At 73.3% G+C, this 15,485-nt stretch carries 15 protein-coding genes, 1 pseudogene and 1 riboswitch; of the genes and pseudogenes, 8 read left to right on the forward strand and 8 right to left on the reverse strand.

The window, feature by feature from the left end; all coding sequences use genetic code 11:
• Window positions 1-45: 45 nt before the first annotated feature.
• From HRF36_RS01075 to HRF36_RS01105, 7 genes are all read right to left on the reverse strand, one after another.
• Window positions 46-672, reverse strand: coding sequence for a methylated-DNA--[protein]-cysteine S-methyltransferase (locus HRF36_RS01075; RefSeq protein WP_173204993.1), 627 nt, complete (start codon window positions 670-672; stop codon window positions 46-48).
• Window positions 669-1,274 (reverse strand): sigma-70 family RNA polymerase sigma factor, encoded by a 606-nt coding sequence (locus HRF36_RS01080; protein WP_173204996.1) that lies wholly within the window; start codon window positions 1,272-1,274, stop codon window positions 669-671. The genes HRF36_RS01075 and HRF36_RS01080 overlap by 4 nt, the downstream gene beginning before the upstream one ends.
• A 1-nt stretch (window position 1,275) precedes the next feature.
• Window positions 1,276-1,794: a methylated-DNA--[protein]-cysteine S-methyltransferase gene (locus HRF36_RS01085; RefSeq protein ID WP_371739948.1), complete on the reverse strand. Its 519-nt coding sequence runs from the start codon at window positions 1,792-1,794 to the stop codon at window positions 1,276-1,278.
• Window positions 1,795-2,016: 222 nt separating this feature from the next.
• On the reverse strand, window positions 2,017-2,295 hold the full coding sequence (locus HRF36_RS01090; protein WP_173205002.1) for an acylphosphatase: 279 nt from the start codon (window positions 2,293-2,295) through the stop codon (window positions 2,017-2,019).
• Window positions 2,296-2,425: 130 nt separating this feature from the next.
• Window positions 2,426-3,412, reverse strand: a complete 987-nt coding sequence (locus HRF36_RS01095; RefSeq protein WP_173205005.1) for an aldo/keto reductase — start codon at window positions 3,410-3,412, stop codon at window positions 2,426-2,428.
• A gap of 139 nt (window positions 3,413-3,551) precedes the next feature.
• Window positions 3,552-5,570, reverse strand: coding sequence for a carboxypeptidase-like regulatory domain-containing protein (locus HRF36_RS01100; RefSeq protein WP_173205008.1), 2,019 nt, complete (start codon window positions 5,568-5,570; stop codon window positions 3,552-3,554).
• Window positions 5,571-5,758: 188 nt separating this feature from the next.
• Window positions 5,759-5,896 carry a hypothetical protein gene (locus HRF36_RS01105; protein WP_173205011.1) on the reverse strand — a complete coding sequence of 46 codons (138 nt, stop codon included), beginning with the start codon at window positions 5,894-5,896 and terminating at the stop codon, window positions 5,759-5,761.
• A 194-nt stretch (window positions 5,897-6,090) separates the two neighbouring features.
• Here HRF36_RS01105 and HRF36_RS01110 point away from each other — a divergent pair, with 194 nt between their 5' ends.
• Window positions 6,091-7,449, forward strand: a complete 1,359-nt coding sequence (locus tag HRF36_RS01110) for an MFS transporter (RefSeq protein WP_173205014.1) — start codon at window positions 6,091-6,093, stop codon at window positions 7,447-7,449.
• A complete protein-coding gene (locus tag HRF36_RS01115) occupies window positions 7,446-8,042 on the forward strand; it encodes a thermonuclease family protein (protein WP_173205017.1) in 597 nt (198 codons plus the stop codon). Before HRF36_RS01110 ends, HRF36_RS01115 begins: the two co-directional genes overlap by 4 nt.
• Here HRF36_RS01115 and HRF36_RS01120 read toward each other — a convergent pair.
• Window positions 7,967-10,153, reverse strand: coding sequence for an MMPL family transporter (locus HRF36_RS01120; RefSeq protein ID WP_173205020.1), 2,187 nt, complete (start codon window positions 10,151-10,153; stop codon window positions 7,967-7,969). The genes HRF36_RS01115 and HRF36_RS01120 overlap by 76 nt on opposite strands.
• Before the next feature lie 88 nt (window positions 10,154-10,241).
• Here HRF36_RS01120 and HRF36_RS01125 point away from each other — a divergent pair, with 88 nt between their 5' ends.
• The 6 genes and pseudogenes from HRF36_RS01125 (at window position 10,242) to ribH (ending at window position 15,371) form a co-directional block, all read left to right on the forward strand.
• Window positions 10,242-10,757 carry a MarR family winged helix-turn-helix transcriptional regulator gene (locus tag HRF36_RS01125; protein ID WP_217270845.1) on the forward strand — a complete coding sequence of 172 codons (516 nt, stop codon included), beginning with the start codon at window positions 10,242-10,244 and terminating at the stop codon, window positions 10,755-10,757.
• An 87-nt stretch (window positions 10,758-10,844) separates the two neighbouring features.
• Complete coding sequence (locus HRF36_RS01130; protein ID WP_173205023.1) at window positions 10,845-12,269, forward strand: L-serine ammonia-lyase; 1,425 nt, start codon at window positions 10,845-10,847, stop codon at window positions 12,267-12,269.
• A gap of 65 nt (window positions 12,270-12,334) precedes the next feature.
• Window positions 12,335-13,027, forward strand: coding sequence for a pentapeptide repeat-containing protein (locus tag HRF36_RS01135; protein ID WP_173205025.1), 693 nt, complete (start codon window positions 12,335-12,337; stop codon window positions 13,025-13,027).
• Between the two features lie 90 nt (window positions 13,028-13,117).
• Window positions 13,118-13,253: riboswitch (FMN riboswitch) on the forward strand.
• Between the two features lie 182 nt (window positions 13,254-13,435).
• Window positions 13,436-14,125, forward strand: coding sequence for a riboflavin synthase (locus tag HRF36_RS01140; protein ID WP_173205028.1), 690 nt, complete (start codon window positions 13,436-13,438; stop codon window positions 14,123-14,125).
• 50 nt (window positions 14,126-14,175) lie between these two features.
• Window positions 14,176-14,775: pseudogene (gene ribB / locus HRF36_RS01145) on the forward strand (3,4-dihydroxy-2-butanone-4-phosphate synthase); the annotation flags it as partial.
• A 95-nt stretch (window positions 14,776-14,870) separates the two neighbouring features.
• Window positions 14,871-15,371, forward strand: coding sequence for a 6,7-dimethyl-8-ribityllumazine synthase (ribH, locus tag HRF36_RS01150; protein ID WP_173205031.1), 501 nt, complete (start codon window positions 14,871-14,873; stop codon window positions 15,369-15,371).
• Window positions 15,372-15,485: the final 114 nt, after the last annotated feature.

A 15,485-nucleotide genomic window follows, 5' to 3' on the forward strand; every position in this document is an offset into this window, starting at 1 on the left:
ACGGCACCGGGCCCGGCGGCACCGCGCCGGGGCGCACCGCGTCGCTCACGCGCGTGCCTCGAGGTCGATCAGTATCCGCTTGGCCGCCATGCCCCCACGGTAGTTGCCGGCGGTCCCGTCGCTCCGCACCACCCGGTGGCAGGGCACGACGACCGGCAGCGGGTTGGTCGCGCAGGCCGTGCCCACGGCCCGCACCGCCCGGGGGCTGCCCGAGGCGAGGGCGACCGAGGCGTAGCTCGCCGTCGCGCCGTAGCCGATCTCGGGCAGGTGCTCGAGCACCGTCCGCTGGAAGCCCCTCGACAGACGCCGGTCGAGCGGCAGGTCGAACGCGCGGCGCTCGCCGCGGAAGTACTCGTCGAGCTCGCGTGCCACGGCGTCGAGCCGTGACGGAGCCTCGACGATGCGGGGGCTGACGGTCGTGGCCAGACGGTCGAGCACCGTGTCGTGACCCTCGATCTCGAAGGCCACCCGCAGCACGCCCACGTCGGTCGCGCAGACGAGCAGCCGCCCGACGGGGGAGTCGAGGGTGCGGTAGGCGACGTCGACCGCCCCGGCGTCGAGGGCGGCCTCGGCGAAGCGGGCGTGCAGGGCGGCGAGACGGTCGTCGGCCGGGTCGAGACCGGTCAACAGGAGGCGCGGGTCGGTCGAGGCGTCGGCGGGGGAGGCGGTCATGGGGTGCCCTTCGGCTCGGGGGAGGCGGACGAGACGGGGGCGGACGGGACGGAGGCGGACGGGACGGGGGCGGACGAGACGGAGGCGCGGCGGGCGCCCCGCCCCGAGGTGCCGGTCGGTCGAGGCGTCGCCGGTTCGGCCAGCAGTCGGCGCAGCGCCGCGATCCCGTCGGCGGACGCGCGCCGGGCCGCGTCCGCGCTGATGCCGGTCACCTCGGCCACCTCGCGGTGCGACAGCCCGACGAGGTGGTGGTAGACCACGGCACGGCGTTGGCCCGGCGGCAGGGTCCGCAACGCCCCGTCCAGTTCGTCCGTGCGAGCCATGGCCTCGTCGTGGGGAGGCGCGGGCGGCGGTTCGGGCACCGTCTCGACCGGGCGGGGGCGACGGTCTCGCGCCCGCAGCACGTCGATCGCCTTGCGGTGCGCGATGGTCACCAGCCACGCCTCGAGGTTCGTCGACGTGGGCAGCGACGGATAGGCGACGAGGGCCGCCACGAACGTCTCGCTCCACGCGTCGTCGGTGTCGTGCTCGTCGAGCACGGCCCGGCACACGCGCCACACCGTGCGACCGTGTCGGGCGACCACGCGCTCGAAGGGTTCCACGTCAGAAGAGCCGGCCGGTCTCGGGCCCCGACGGCTGGTCGGCCTCGAGCCCGAGCAGGAACCGTTTGCGGTCGAGCCCGCCGGCGTAGCCGACGAGGGCTCCGCCCGAACCGACCACGCGGTGGCAGGGCACGACGATGCTCAGCGGGTTGAGCCCGTTGGCGGCGCCGACCGCCCGGGCCAGGCCGACTCCGCCGAGCGCGGTCGCGAGCTGCCCGTAGCTGCGCGTCTCGCCGAAGGGGATGTCGCGCAGCAGGGTCCACACCCGCACCTGGAAGTCGTTGCCGCGCGGTGCCAGCGGCAGGTCGAAGGAGCGGCGCTCGCCACCGAAGTACCCACCGAGCTGACGCTCGACCTCGGCGAAGTCGCTCGACCCGACGCCGTCCCGCGAGACCGGGCCGAAGCCGGTCGGATCGGGCAGGTGGCGGTGCTCGTCGAAGTAGAGGCCGACGAGGCCTGCCTCGGCCCCGACGACGGTCAGCGTGCCGACGGGGGTGTCGACGGTGGTGTGGACGCTCACGGTGCCTCCTGGCTCTCGGCGATGGTACTCACCCCGTAGACGCACCGGAGTCGACGGATGTGAGGTCATCCACCGAACCGGTCCGGGTGACCGGGACGGGCCGTCGAGAAGGTACCCTTGAACGCCCGGTCCGGGCACTCCACACTGTCGGGTGTGTGTGAGCGTCCGGGCCGGGTTTCTCGTCTCCGGCCACCCGGACCTCTCCGGTGACCGCCACACGAGCTAGTGGCGCGTGCTGAACTCGCTCTCGCCCACGGGGGCGAGCTCGGTCACGTCGACCCGGTCGACCCGGGCCCCACGAGGCCCCTCGTCGAGCCACTCGAGCAGCAGCGCCACCCGATCGGGCCGTCCCTCGACCTCGACCTCGACCGTCCCGTCGGGCCGGTTGCGGACGAAGCCGCCGACGTCCAGTCGGTCCGCCTCGCCCTCGGTCGAGAAACGGAAACCCACGCCCTGCACCGAGCCGTGCACGAGGGCCCGGCGTCTGATCACGTCGTCCATCGCTCGACCGTACCCGCGCCTCCTCGGGCTGGTCCTCACGCGCTACGAGATCGCCCCCGAACCGCCGAGTGGACGGAACACCACGCATCGCCGCGGTGTCCCGTCCACTCGACGGTGTGGTGCCGGTGGCCTACTTGTCGACCGTCGACATGTCGGCGTAGCGGGCGCCCTTCGGCGCGGCCACGTCGTCGAGCTGGTGCATCTGCTCGGCGTCGAGCACGACGTCGTCGGCGGCGACGTTCTCGTCGAGGTAGGTGCGGCGCTTCGTGCCGGGGATCGGCACGATGCCCTCGCCCTTCGCGAGCAGCCAGGCGAGCGCGACCTGCCCGGGCGTGGCACCGACCGTGCGGGCGACCTCGTCGACCTGCTGCACGATGCGGATGTTGGCCTGCAGGTTGTCTCCGGAGAAGCGCGGCGCGAACCGTCGGAAGTCGTCCTCGGCGAGCTCGTCCACCGAACGGATCGTGCCGGTGAGGAACCCGCGACCGAGCGGGGAGTAGGGCACGAAGCCGATGCCGAGCTCGCGGACGGTCGGCAGGATCTCGGCCTCGGGTTCGCGGCTCCACAGCGACCACTCGGTCTGCAGGGCGGTGATCGGGTGGGTCGCGTGGGCGCGGCGGATGGTCTCGGGTGCGGCCTCGGACAGTCCGAGGAACCTCACCTTGCCGGCCGTGACGAGCTCGCCCATCGCGCCGACGGTCTCCTCGATCGGCACCTGGGGGTCGACCCGGTGCTGGTAGTAGAGGTCGACGTGGTCGATGCCGAGGCGCTGCAGCGAACCGTCGATCGACCGGCGGACGTACTCGGGCCGGCCGTCGACGCTGCGCTCGGCGCGGGCCTCGGGATCGGTCACGTTGCCGAACTTGGTCGCGACCACGGCCTGGTCACGGCGGCCCTTGAGCGCCCGACCGAGCAGCTGCTCGTTGGTGTGCGGGCCGTACATGTCGGCGGTGTCGAGCAGGGTGACGCCGACGTCGAGGGCACGGTGGATCACGCGCACCGATTCGTCGTCGTCGGTGCTGTTGCCGGTGTAGAAGGCGGACATGCCCATCAGGCCGAGGCCGAGGCGGCCGACGTCGAGTCCGCCGTCGACCTGGCCGAGTGTGGTGTTCTTCATGGCCCGAGCCAACTCCCTCGCACCCGGCGACGGTACAGGCCCGGTGCGCGGACGGGCGGACCGCAGGAGGCGCGGTGCCCGTCGACCGGACACCGCGCCTCCTCGGCCCGCCGGGTTCACGACCCGGCGCCCGCCGCCGTCAGCGGCGCTCCGCCCGGCGGCGCACGACGGCCGACCCGGTGACGAGCGCGAGGCCGAGGGCCATCGCGGCGACCCCGAGGCCGAGGGGAAGGCCGGGCTCGCTGCCCGTGTAGGCGAGCGGCCGGTCCGGACCGCCCACGGTCGAGCCGCCCGTTCCGGGGCCGCCCGCCGCCGGGACGACGGGGGTCGGCGGGACGGTGGGGTCGGGGCTCGGCTCGGGGTTCGGCACGGGCGTGACGACGGGAGGTCCGGCGAGGACGAGCGTCGGCACGGTGCCGTCGGCGAAGGGGGCGGTGAAGGTGCCGACGATCTCGCCGTCCAGGACGACCCCGTAGTCCGTGCCGGGCACGAGGCCCTCGACGCGGTAGACGCCGGCCGCATCGGTGGTCGGGGTGGCGACGGGCTCGGGTTCGGCGGCGTCGGCCTCGATCACCTGCAGCGGGAGACCCGAGGCGGGGGTGCCATCGGCGTTCAGGACGGTGCCCTCGACGGCGACCGTGTCGGGCGCGGCGATCTGCACCGGCGGGATCGTCCCGCTCGTCGCGGGTGCGGTGATCGTGACGGCGGAGTCGACGTCCTCGTTCAGGACGACCTCGTACTGCTCACCTGGGGTCAGGCCGTCGGCCGTGAACGAGCCGCCCGGACCGGTCTCGACGCTCGCCACGGGCGTGGCCTCGCCGACCGGCACGATGTCGACGACGGAGCCCTCGGCCGGGGCCGAGCCGTCGGGCTCGACGATGCTCGTGGTGATCTCGACGGTCGGGTCGAGCGTGATCGAGGCGCCCGAGGCCGTGGTGACCGGACCCCGGGCGATGCCCGTGACCTCGTCGACCACGGTGTACTCGGCCGCCGGGTCGAGCCCTTCGAAGGTGATCGAGCCGTCGCTGCCGGTCGTGCCGGATGCGACCGGGTCGATCTGGCCGGGCACCACGATGCTCACCGGGCGGTCGGCGACGGGCGAGCCGTCGGCCTGCACGACCGTGACCGTGAGGGGTGCGGTCTCGGCCGGGGCCACGGCGCCCGTGAAGGCGAAGTCGAGGCCGGGGGAGTCGTCGCCCGCGATCGTGAAGGGCACGGCCGGCAGATCCGCGGCGTCGTCCGGTGTCGTCACGCTGACCTCGTAAGGCGTGCCCGAGACGAGGCCGGGGACCGACCAGGTGCCATCGGGGCCGATCGTGGTGGTGGTCCCGACGATCTCGCCCGTCGCCGGATCGACCAGCGTCACGATCGCCCCGGGGTAGGCGGCGCCGTCGTTCGTCACCGCACCGCTCGCCGTGAACGTCTTGGTCACGAACCACGTCTGGTACACGGGGAACCCGGAGCGCTGCTGATACGTGAAGGTCAGGGTCGAGAGGGGCACGGACGGGCTGAACCAGGCGGTGGCGCCCTCGGTGTCGGCCGCTGTCGCGTTGCCGGTCAGCACGCCCGTGGTGGCGTTCCACGTGGGGACGTCGCGGGTCCCCGCGGCGTCGCAGGACGGCGACGGGCCTCCGGCCGCGGTCCGGCAGGAGTTGTACGTGGTCTGGAAGCCCAGGTCGTCCGGCGGCACGGCCGCGCCGGTGGTGTCGGTGGCCGACACGGTCACCTGGTCGGCGTCGACGTCGCCGAGCACGAACGACCAGTCGCTCGCGGGCGTCGCCCGGTCGAAGGTGTAGGTCGTGACCGACGCCGCGGCGGCGGTCGGCGAGTCCTGGGTCGGGCGCAGGTTGAGATAGGGACGGCCGCGGCTCGAGTCGTACTCGGCACCGACCGGAGTGCCCGTGCCCTGCCAGGTGCTCGATCCGCTCGGGATCGTCGCCTGGCGAGAGGTCGAGGTGAACCTCGCCTGAGGGAAATCGCCGGGCAGCGTCATCGTGCCCGTGTAGGCGCGGGCCGTCCCGTCGACGGTGAAGTCGGCCCAGCCGACCGTCCCGGGGCCCGCCGCGGACGCGCTCGTCGCGCCCCCGAGCGCCAGGGCGCCGACCATGGCGACCGTCACCCCCGTCGCCGCCCACGTCCTGATGAGCCTGGTGACCATGTCGTCGTCCCTCCGGGGCCCACCCTGACGTGGGCCACGACCACGAGGTTATGTCAGGTGTGCGTGACCTGTCACGGGTCCGGCGTCATCGCGCGTCGCCGACCGGTCCCCGGGAGCGGCGAAGGGGCGCCGCCTCGCGACCGGGACACCCGGTGCGGAGGTCGGCGCCCCTTCGAGGACGTCAGGCGTCAGCGCTTCTTGACGTTCGAGACGACGTCCTCCGAGTGGCTGCCCGTCGCTCCCTTGGCCTTCTTGTCTGCGCGCTTCTCCTTCAAGGAGCGCACGGCAACCTTCGCGGTGCCTTTTTTCGCTGATTTCTCTGCCATGGTGGTGCCTCCGTCGCGGACCGCGATGATCCGGTCCGCCCGAGGTTACGGGCCTGCGGCCCGGGTGTCTGTAGCGGGGGCGATGTTCACGGCTCGTACACTGCCCCATGGCCCGGTCGTCCTCACCCGAGGCATCCGTGCCTGCCCCGACCACCCGCCCGACCCCGACGACGACCCCGAGACGACAGGCCCCGATGACCCCCGTCCCCACCTCGACCCCGATCGGCCCGACGCGCAGCGAGCGCCTCGACGAGCTGCCGTTCACCTCGAAGCACCGCCGGCTGCTGGCCGGCTCGGGCATCGGCTGGGCACTCGACGCACTCGACGTCGGTCTGCTCTCGTTCGTCATCGCGCAGCTCATGACCGTGTGGAGCGACCAGGCCGGTCAACTCGCCTGGGTCGCCTCGGCCGGGTTCGCGGGCATGGCGATCGGTGCGGCCGTGGGCGGGTCGCTGGCCGATCGTCTGGGGCGCAAGACCGTCTTCGCCCTGACGCTGCTGCTCTACGGCCTCGCCACCGGGCTCTCGGCCCTGTCGTGGTCGGTCGGCGTGCTGCTCGTCCTGCGCTTCGTCGTCGGACTCGGCCTGGGCTCCGAACTGCCGGTCGCCTCGACCCTCGTCAGCGAGTTCTCGCCGCGGCGCATCCGTGGCCGCGTGGTCGTCCTGCTCGAGGCGTTCTGGGCCGTGGGGTCGATCGGGGCCGCCCTCGTCGGCTACCTCGTGATCCCGACGAGCGACGACGGCTGGCGCTGGGCCCTGGTGATCGGAGCCGCCCCCGCGCTCTACGCCGTGTTCGTGCGCCTGAAGATGCCCGAGTCGGTGCGCTTCCTCGAGTCGAGGGGGCGCCACGACGAGGCCGAGCGAACCGTCCGCGGCTTCGAGGAGGCCGCCGGCGTCGCCGCGCCGACCGTGGTCGCCGGGGAGGCGCGGGTCGTCGACCGGCCGGCCCGCGCCTCCGTCGGTCGGTTGTTCGGTGCCGGGATGGCCCGTCGCACGGTCGCGATCTGGGTGGTCTGGTTCATGACGAACTTCTCGTACTACGGAGCCTTCGTCTGGTTGCCGTCGTTGCTCGTCGCGGCCGGGTTCCCGCTCGTGCGCTCGTTCGAGTACGTGCTGATCATCACCCTGGCGCAGTTGCCGGGGTACGCGGCCTCGGCCTGGCTGATCGAGAAGTGGGGTCGCCGGGGGACGCTCGCGACCTTCCTGCTCGGGTCGGCCGTCGCGGCCGTCTTCTTCGGTTTCGGGGCGGTCAGCGGCAGCGTCGCGCAGATCCTCGTCGCGGGCATGGCCCTGTCGTTCTTCAACCTCGGCGCATGGGGCGCGCTCTACGCCGTGACACCCGAGCTCTACCCGACGCCGCTGCGGGGTACGGGTGCGGGCTGGGCCGCAGGCGTCGGGCGCATCGCCTCGATCGCCGCCCCGTTGTCGGTCCCGCCGCTGATCGCCCTCGGCGGGCCGCCCACCCTGTTCGTCGTCTTCGGCGCGGTCTTCGTCGTGGGGGCCGTCGCCGCCACGATGCTGCCCGAGCTGCGCGGCACGCGGCTCGCCGAATGACCGCGCGTCGTCGCCCGGCGCGTCGACGTCTCACGCCGCGTCGGCTGCTCGGGGTGGTCGTGGTGCTGGTGGCGGGGGCCGTCCTCGTGGCCTTCCCGCGCCTCCTCGGCGACGGGTCGGGGGCGGGCGATCCGGGAGGCGCGGGTGCGGTTCCCGTGCCCACGAGCGTCCCGACCGCGGCGACCGAGGCCGTCGTCGAGCGCGTGGTCGACGGTGACACGGTCGTCGTCGTCGTCGCGGGGGAGCGCGAACGCGTCCGTCTGATCGGCGTCGACACGCCCGAGACCGTCAAGCCCGACGCGCCGGTCGACTGTTTCGGCCCCGAGGCCAGCGCCTTCACGACGGCCACCCTGCCCGAGGGGGCGACGGTCTGGCTCGAGGACGACGCCTCGCAGGGTGACGCCGACCGCTACGACAGGCTGCTGCGCTACGTCTGGTCGCCCGACGGCACGATGCTCAACGAGCGACTGGTGGCCGAGGGCTACGGGCGCGAGGACACCTACGACGACGCGTACCGCTACCGCGACCGGTTCGTGGCCGCCGAGGCGTCGGCCGAGCGGGCCGGCGCCGGGCTCTGGGGCGCCTGCCGCTGACCGCCGATGACACCACCCCGCCGCCCCCCACTCGCCCGGCGGCTGGGCCACCAGAACGCGTCACCGGTGAGAAACACGAGCGCGGGGACGAGCACGGTGCGGACGACCAGGGTGTCGAGCAGCACGCCGAGGCAGACGATCACGCCGACCTGGGTCAGGGCCACGACGGGCAGGACGCCGAGGACGGCGAACACGGCGGCCAGCAGGACGCCCGCACTCGTGATGACGGCTCCCGTCGACGCCAGGGCCCGCACCATGCCCTCGCGCGTGCCGTGCACGAGGCCCTCCTCCCGCGCCCGGGTGGTCAGGAAGATGTTGTAGTCCACCCCGAGTGCGACGAGGAACAGGAACGCGTAGAGCGTCACGGCCGTGTCGAGCGCGGGGAACCCCAGCACGTTCTGGAACAGCCAGGTCGAGGCCCCGAGGCTCGCGAAGAACGTGGCCAGCACCGAGGCGATCAGCAGCACGGGGGCCACGAGCGACCGCAGCAGCAGCGCCAGGACGGCGAACACGATCGCCAGGATGATGGGCGCGATCAGGTCGACGTCGGCCTGCGCGGCCACCTTCGTGTCGTAGGCGGTGGCGTCGCTGCCGCCGACGAGGGCGTCGGCGAGCGGGCCGCCGGCGTCGGCGTAACCGGACCGCAGGCGCTCGACGGTGGCGAACGCGGCGTCGCTCTCGGGCTCGGCGGTGAGTTGCAGGTCGATGCGGGTCCGTCCGCCCTCGGTCTCGCCTGGCGTCGCCGTGTCGACCCCCTCGGTGTCGGACGCGAGCGCCGTCGCCTCGTCCGCCACGGGCGACGGTACGAGCACCGTGGTCCGGCTGGTCAGCCCTGCCGAGAACGACTCGTCGATCACCTTCTGAGCCGTGACCGAGTCGGGCTCGCCGAGCAGCTGGTCGGTCTGCGACAGGCCCACGGCGTAGCCGCTCAGGCCGAGGCAGAGCACGGCGATGCCCGCGACCGACGACACGGCCACGACGGCCGGACGGCGTCGGACGCCGCGCCCGAGGCGGTCCCAGAAGCCGCGTCGCGGTGCCGCGTGGTGCGTCGCGCCTCCTGCCGTCGCGTCGGGTGCGTCGGACGCGGAGGCGCGGGGCACGAAGGGCCAGAAGAGTCCGCGACCGCAGACCACCAGGGCCGCGGGCAGGGCGACGAGGGCGAACACGATCGCGACGACGACGCCGACCGCGCAGGCGAGCCCGAGGGCGCGGTTGCCCGAGAGCGACGCGAGCAGCAGCGTGAGCAGGCTCAGGGCGACCGTGCCGCCGCTGGCCGCGATGGCGGGGCCCGCGCTCGTCACGGCCGTGCGCATGGCGCGGTGTCGATCGGGCTGCAGCAGCAGCTCTTCGCGGTAGCGCGCGACGAGCAGAAGCGCGTAGTTGGTGCCTGCGCCGAACACGAGCACCGAGAGGATGCCCGAGATCGAGGCGTCGATCGAGATGCCGAGCGGCTCGGCGACGGCGGCGGCGACGCGGCCCGCCAGGGCGTCGGCGGTACCCACGACGGCCAGCGGCACGATCCACAGCACCGGGCTGCGGTAGGTGACGATCAGCAGCACCGCCACGACGATCACCGTCACGAGCAGCAGGCGGAAGTCCGCGCCGGCGAACGCGTTCGCGATGTCGTCCTGGAACCCCACGGGCCCGGTGAGCAGGGCGTCGAGCCCGGCGGGCAGGTCGGCCGAGGCCGCATCGCGGAGGCTCGCGGCGGTCGCTGCGACGTCGGCGTCCGCCCTCGCGGCGTCGAGCGGGACCGCCACGAGTGCCGCCGTGCCGTCCTCGCTGACCTGGGGCCGGACGGCCTGCGGCGTCGTCGAGAGTTCGGCGAGGGCGCCGGCCCGGTCGTCGATCGCGGCGAGGTCGAGGTCGTCGAGCCGGTCGCCGCCGTGACGGAAGACGAGGATGCCCACGGTCGTGTCGGCGCTGGGGAACCGGCTCAGCAGATCGGTGACCTGCGCGGACTGGCTCGTGTCGGGGACGCCCGACGGCGGGGCGGCGTCGCCCTCGCTCGCCGGGAGGACGGCGAAGAGGAGTGCGACGGCCACGGCGGTCGCGGCGAGCACGGCCCAGGCGGTGCGGTGGCCGCTGACGATGCGGGCGAGGGTGCGCATGATGGTCCTTCAGTCACTGAATGTCTTAGATGCTAAGAGTATTGCAGATCACAGGAGCATCGACCAGACTCTTCACGCAGGAGGTTCCATGCCCACCCCGAGAGACCCGGCCCCCACGGCCTCGTCGATCCGTCCGCCGCGCTCGTCGCAGGCCGACGCGATCGTCACCCACATGCAGCGGTTGACCACCGAGTCGCAGAAGGTCGCCCAGGCCTTCGCCTCGCGGCACGGCCTCGGTCACATCGACCTCGAGGCGCTGCTGCACGTCATGCAGGCCGAGCGGGACGGCGATCCCGTGACGGCCGGCGGGCTCGGCGAGCTGCTGGGCGTCACGTCGGGGGCGGCCACGGGCGTCATCGACCGCCTCGAGAAGGTCGGGCACGTGCAGCGCAGCCGTGACGCCGCGGACCGCCGTCGGGTACTCGTCCGCTACTCCGATCGCGCCCGCGAGGTCGCCGGGGCGTTCTTCGGCCCCCTCGGGGTGATGAGCGACCGCGTCATGGCCGAATTCGACGAGGCCGAGCTCGCGACCGTCCGGCGGTTCCTCGAGGGCATGTCGGGCGCGATGGCCGAGCGGGCCCGTGAGGTGGGGCGTCCCGACTGAGGCGACCGGCGCCTCCTCGGTGTCCGGCGGCTCCGACCGTCGGTGCCAGCGGGTAACGTCGTCGTGACCCCGGAAGGCAGGTGGCACGTGACCGACCACGTCTCGGCACTCGACCTCTTCTCGATCGGCATCGGCCCGTCGAGCTCGCACACCGTCGGCCCCATGCGTGCCGCTCGCGAGTTCCTCGTCGGCGTCGAGGTCGACGGCCGGCTGGCCGACGTCGCCCGCATCGAGGCCGTGCTCTACGGCTCGCTCGCCGCGACCGGCCTCGGCCACGGCACCCCCTCGGCCGTGCTCGCCGGTCTCGCGGGCATGCAGCCAGAGACCTGCGATCCCGAGGTCGTCTCGGGCATGCAGCAGGCGGTCGAGCACGGCGGCGGCCTCCGACTGCTCGGGCGACACCAGATCGCCTTCGCGCCGAACGACCTACGGATGGCCCCGTTGACGCGCATGCCTCGACACCCGAACGCCATGAGCGTCGAGGCCTTCGACGTCGACGGCGCGAGCATCGCCCGCGAGGTGTACTTCTCCGTCGGGGGTGGCTTCGTCGTCCGCGACGGCGACGACGAGCAGGCCGTGCCGACCGCCGAGGCACCGTTCGCCTTCACCGACGCCGACGACCTGTTGCGCCTCTGCGACGCCGAAGACGTGTCGATCGCCGAGCTCTCCTGGCGCAACGAGGTCGCGCTGCACGGCGAGGTCGCTGCCGCCTCGGGTCTCGACGCCCGCTGGGCCGCCATGCACGCCTGCGTCGACGCGGGTCTCGCGGCGACGGGCGTCCTGCCGGGCTGGATGAAAGTACCGCGGCGCGCCCGCCAGTTCGCGACCATGCTTCGTCAGCAAGACGAACGGGTGACCGCGTTCGCCCTCGGCGGTTCCGCCATCGAGCAGGGTCGCGCCTCGTCGCTGCTGGCCTCCGATCTGCCGGCCCAGTGGCTGCAGGCCTACGCGATGGCCGTCAACGAAGAGAACGCCGGCGGCGGTCGTGTGGTCACGGCGCCGACGAACGGGGCAGCCGGCATCATCCCCGCCGTGGGCTACTACGCCATGCGATTCCACGGGGCCACCGCCGACGAACTGGCTCGCACCTACCTGCTCACGGCGGCCGCCATCGGCTCGCTCTACAAGCGCAACGCGTCGATCTCGGGGGCCGAGGCCGGCTGCCAGGGCGAGGTCGGCTCGGCCGCGTCGATGGCCGCGGGGGCGCTCACCGCACTGCTCGGCGGGACGCCCCGGCAGGTCGAGAACGCCGCCGAGATCGCGATGGAGCACCACCTCGGGCTCACCTGCGACCCCGTCGGCGGCTTCGTGCAGGTGCCCTGCATCGAGCGCAACGCCATCGCGGCCGGCACGGCCGTCGCCGCGACCCGCATGGCCCTGCTGGGCGACGGCAGTCACGTCGTCAGCCTCGACACCGTCATCGAGACGATGCGCCAGACCGGCCGCGACATGAAGGACAGCTACAAAGAGACCAGCCGCGCGGGTCTCGCCGTCAACGTCATCGAGTGCTGAGCGCGGGCGGCACCGTCACCCCGAGAGGCGCGGGTCGTGTCGGACCCCGCCGTTAGCCTCGTCACATGACCCCGCCGCGCCGCCCCACGTCGTCCCGCCCCGCCACCCCGGGCGGCACCGATGCCCCGCGGCTCGACCCCGTCGACCCGCAGGGCCTCGTCGATCTGGGCACCGACCTCCTGGGCCCGCGCGACAGCCGAGAGCTCGAGCGCTACGTCGACGCCGACCTCACCGACCGCGACCTCGAGGGCGCCGAGTTCACCGAGTGCGTCTTCGAGTCACCCCGGCTCGGGTCGGCCCGCCTTCGCGGGTCCCGGCTGGTCGAGTCGGTGCTGACCGACTCGTTCGCCCCCGAGCTCGCCGCCTCCCGCAGCACCTGGCGCGACGTGCGCGTCGAGAGGCCTCGGTGGGGGTCGGCCGAACTGTTCGACGCCGAGTTGCGGTCGGTCCGCCTGGTCGGCGGCAAGATCGACTTCCTCAACCTGCGCGGCGCTCGGCTCACCGACGTCGTCATCGAGGGGTGCACGATCGGCGAACTCGACCTCGGTGGTGTGCAGGCCCTGCGGGTGGCCCTCGTCGACTGCCGCATCGGCACGCTCGACGTGACCCGCGCCTCCTTGTCCCACACCGACCTGCGCACCAGCGACTTCTCGCGCATCGACGGCTTCGAGGGTCTGCGCGGCGCGACCATCGACGAGCTGCAACTGATGACCTTCGCCCCGACGATGGCGGCGCACCTCGGGCTCGTCGTCGGCTGAGCCCGACCCGCTCGTGGTGCGTCCGGCTACGCCCTGGCCGAACACGTCGGGGGCGCACGCGGCGGCGGTGCTATCGTCGCCGACAGAGCAACGCGCTCCGGGGTCAGTGAAAATCTGAGCCGGCGGTCACAGTCCGCGACCCGTGTCGTCACCGAGAGGTGGTGGTCCGGTTGAACCGGTGAAACTCCGGTACCGACGGTCATAGTCCGGATGAGAGGTGGCGCGGGCCCGGTCGTCCCTCGACGGACCCCGGGCCGATGCCGACCCTCGCGTCGCGCACCCCCGGAGAGCCCTCGGCACACAGCCAGGCAGACCGGAGGACGACATGACGACGCAGGCGACCACGCCCCGCAGACCCGACGCACGGATGCGCCGACCCCTCGACGCGACGAACACGGCGGTGCGCTGATGTTCACCGGTCTCGTCGAAGAGCTCGGACGCGTCGAGCGCGTCGACGACCAGGGCGACAGCGTCCGTCTGACGGTCCACGGTCCGGCCGTGCTGACCGACGCCGCGCACGGTGACTCCATCTCGGTCAGCGGCGTCTGCCTGACGGTGGTCGCACAGCAGGGCGACACGTTCACGGCGGACGTCATGCGCCAGACCCTCGCCGTGAGCACGGTCGGGTCGTTCGGCGTCGGCACGCCCGTGAACCTCGAACGCGCCGCCCGCGTCGGCGACCGCCTCGGCGGCCACATCGTGCAGGGTCACGTCGACGGCACGGCCACGGTCGTCGAGATCGAGGAGGGCGACGCCTGGCGTCGGGTCCGGTTCGACCTCGCCGACGACCTCGCCCCCCTGCTCGTCGACAAGGGGTCGGTGACGCTCGACGGCGTGAGCCTCACGGTCAGCGCGATCAGCGAGCCCGGCGAGGCGCCGGGCTGGTTCGAGGTCAGCCTCATCCCCGAGACGCTCGCCGTGACGACCCTCGGCGGCAAGACCGTCGGCGACCGGGTCAACGTCGAGACCGACGTGCTCGCCCGTCACGTCCGGCGGATGCTGCGACTCGACGCGCTGGACGCCGACGGACCGCGTGGTGCGACGGGCGCGGCCGACGCCGCGAACCCCCTCGACGTCGTCGCGACGGGTCGCCCGTGACCGTGTCGACACCTGCCGAGCAGGCGCGACTCGACGCGCGTCTCGCACCGATCGAGCTCGCCCTCGACCACCTGCGTCGGGGCCGCCCGGTCGTGGTGGTCGACGACGAGTCCCGCGAGAACGAGGGCGACGTCGTGCTGTCGGCCGAGCTCGCTTCGCCCGAATGGCTCGCCTGGACGGTGAGGGTCTCGTCCGGCTTCGTCTGCGCCCCCATGACCAACGAGATCGCCGACCGACTCGACCTGCCGCCGATGGTGGCCCACAACGAGGACGCCCGGGGCACCGCCTACACGGTGAGCGTGGACGCGGCGTCCGGCGTGACGACGGGCATCAGCGCCTCGGACCGGGCGACGACCCTGCGAACGCTCGCCTCGCCGACCAGCGTGCGCGACGACCTGCACCGCCCGGGGCACGTCCTGCCGTTGCGGGCCCGCGACGGCGGTGTCCGGGAGCGCGACGGCCACACCGAGGCCTCCGTCGACCTCATGAAGGCCGCCGGGCTGCGACCCGTGGCGGTCATCAGCGAGATCGTCGGGGACGACGGCGAGATGATGCGCCTGCGTGCGCTGCTCGACTTCGGCGCGCGCGAGGGCGTGCCCGTCGTCACGATCGCCGACCTCGTCGCCTGGTTGGGCGACCGTGACCTGGACGGACCCGGCCCCGCGCTCGGACCCGGCCCCGTGCCGGATCTACCGCCCACGGGCACCACGACCACCACCACCCGCACCCCCGAAGGAGACCCCGCATGAGCGGAGCAGGCGCCCCCACCGAACTCGACGTCGACGGCAGCGGAGTCCGCGTGACCATCGTCGCCGGCACCTGGCACGAGACGATCACCGACGGACTGCTGGCCGGAGCGCTGGCCACCGTCGAGCGGCTCGGCGCCACCGCCACCGTCGTGCGCGTGCCCGGCAGCTTCGAGCTCCCGGTGGTGGCGAAGGCCGCGCTCGAGGCCGGGGCCGACGCCGTCGTCGCGCTCGGCGTCATCATCCGGGGTGGCACGCCGCACTTCGAGTACGTGTCCGACGCCGCGACCTCCGGGCTGCTGCGGGTCACCCTCGACACGGGCAAGCCGGTCGGATTCGGCGTACTCACCCTCGACGACGAGCAACAGGGGCTCGATCGCGCGGGCCTCCCCGGCTCGAAAGAGGACAAGGGGGCCGAAGCGGCACACGCCGCGATCGCGACGGCCGTTCAGCTGCGCGACATCGCCCGCGCCGGCACCGCCCGGGTCGCCGGCTTTTAGGACCTGCGCGGCGCTGGTCCCTCGACCCGCGCCTCCCCGGGTCTTCGACCCGCGCCTCCTGCCGGGCGTTTTCCGACCTCTCCGGCGGCTGTGACCGGGCCGAACCCGACAGCC

The organism is Frigoribacterium sp. VKM Ac-2836 (assembly GCF_013248995.1).
In the GTDB taxonomy this organism is placed as follows: domain Bacteria; phylum Actinomycetota; class Actinomycetes; order Actinomycetales; family Microbacteriaceae; genus Frigoribacterium.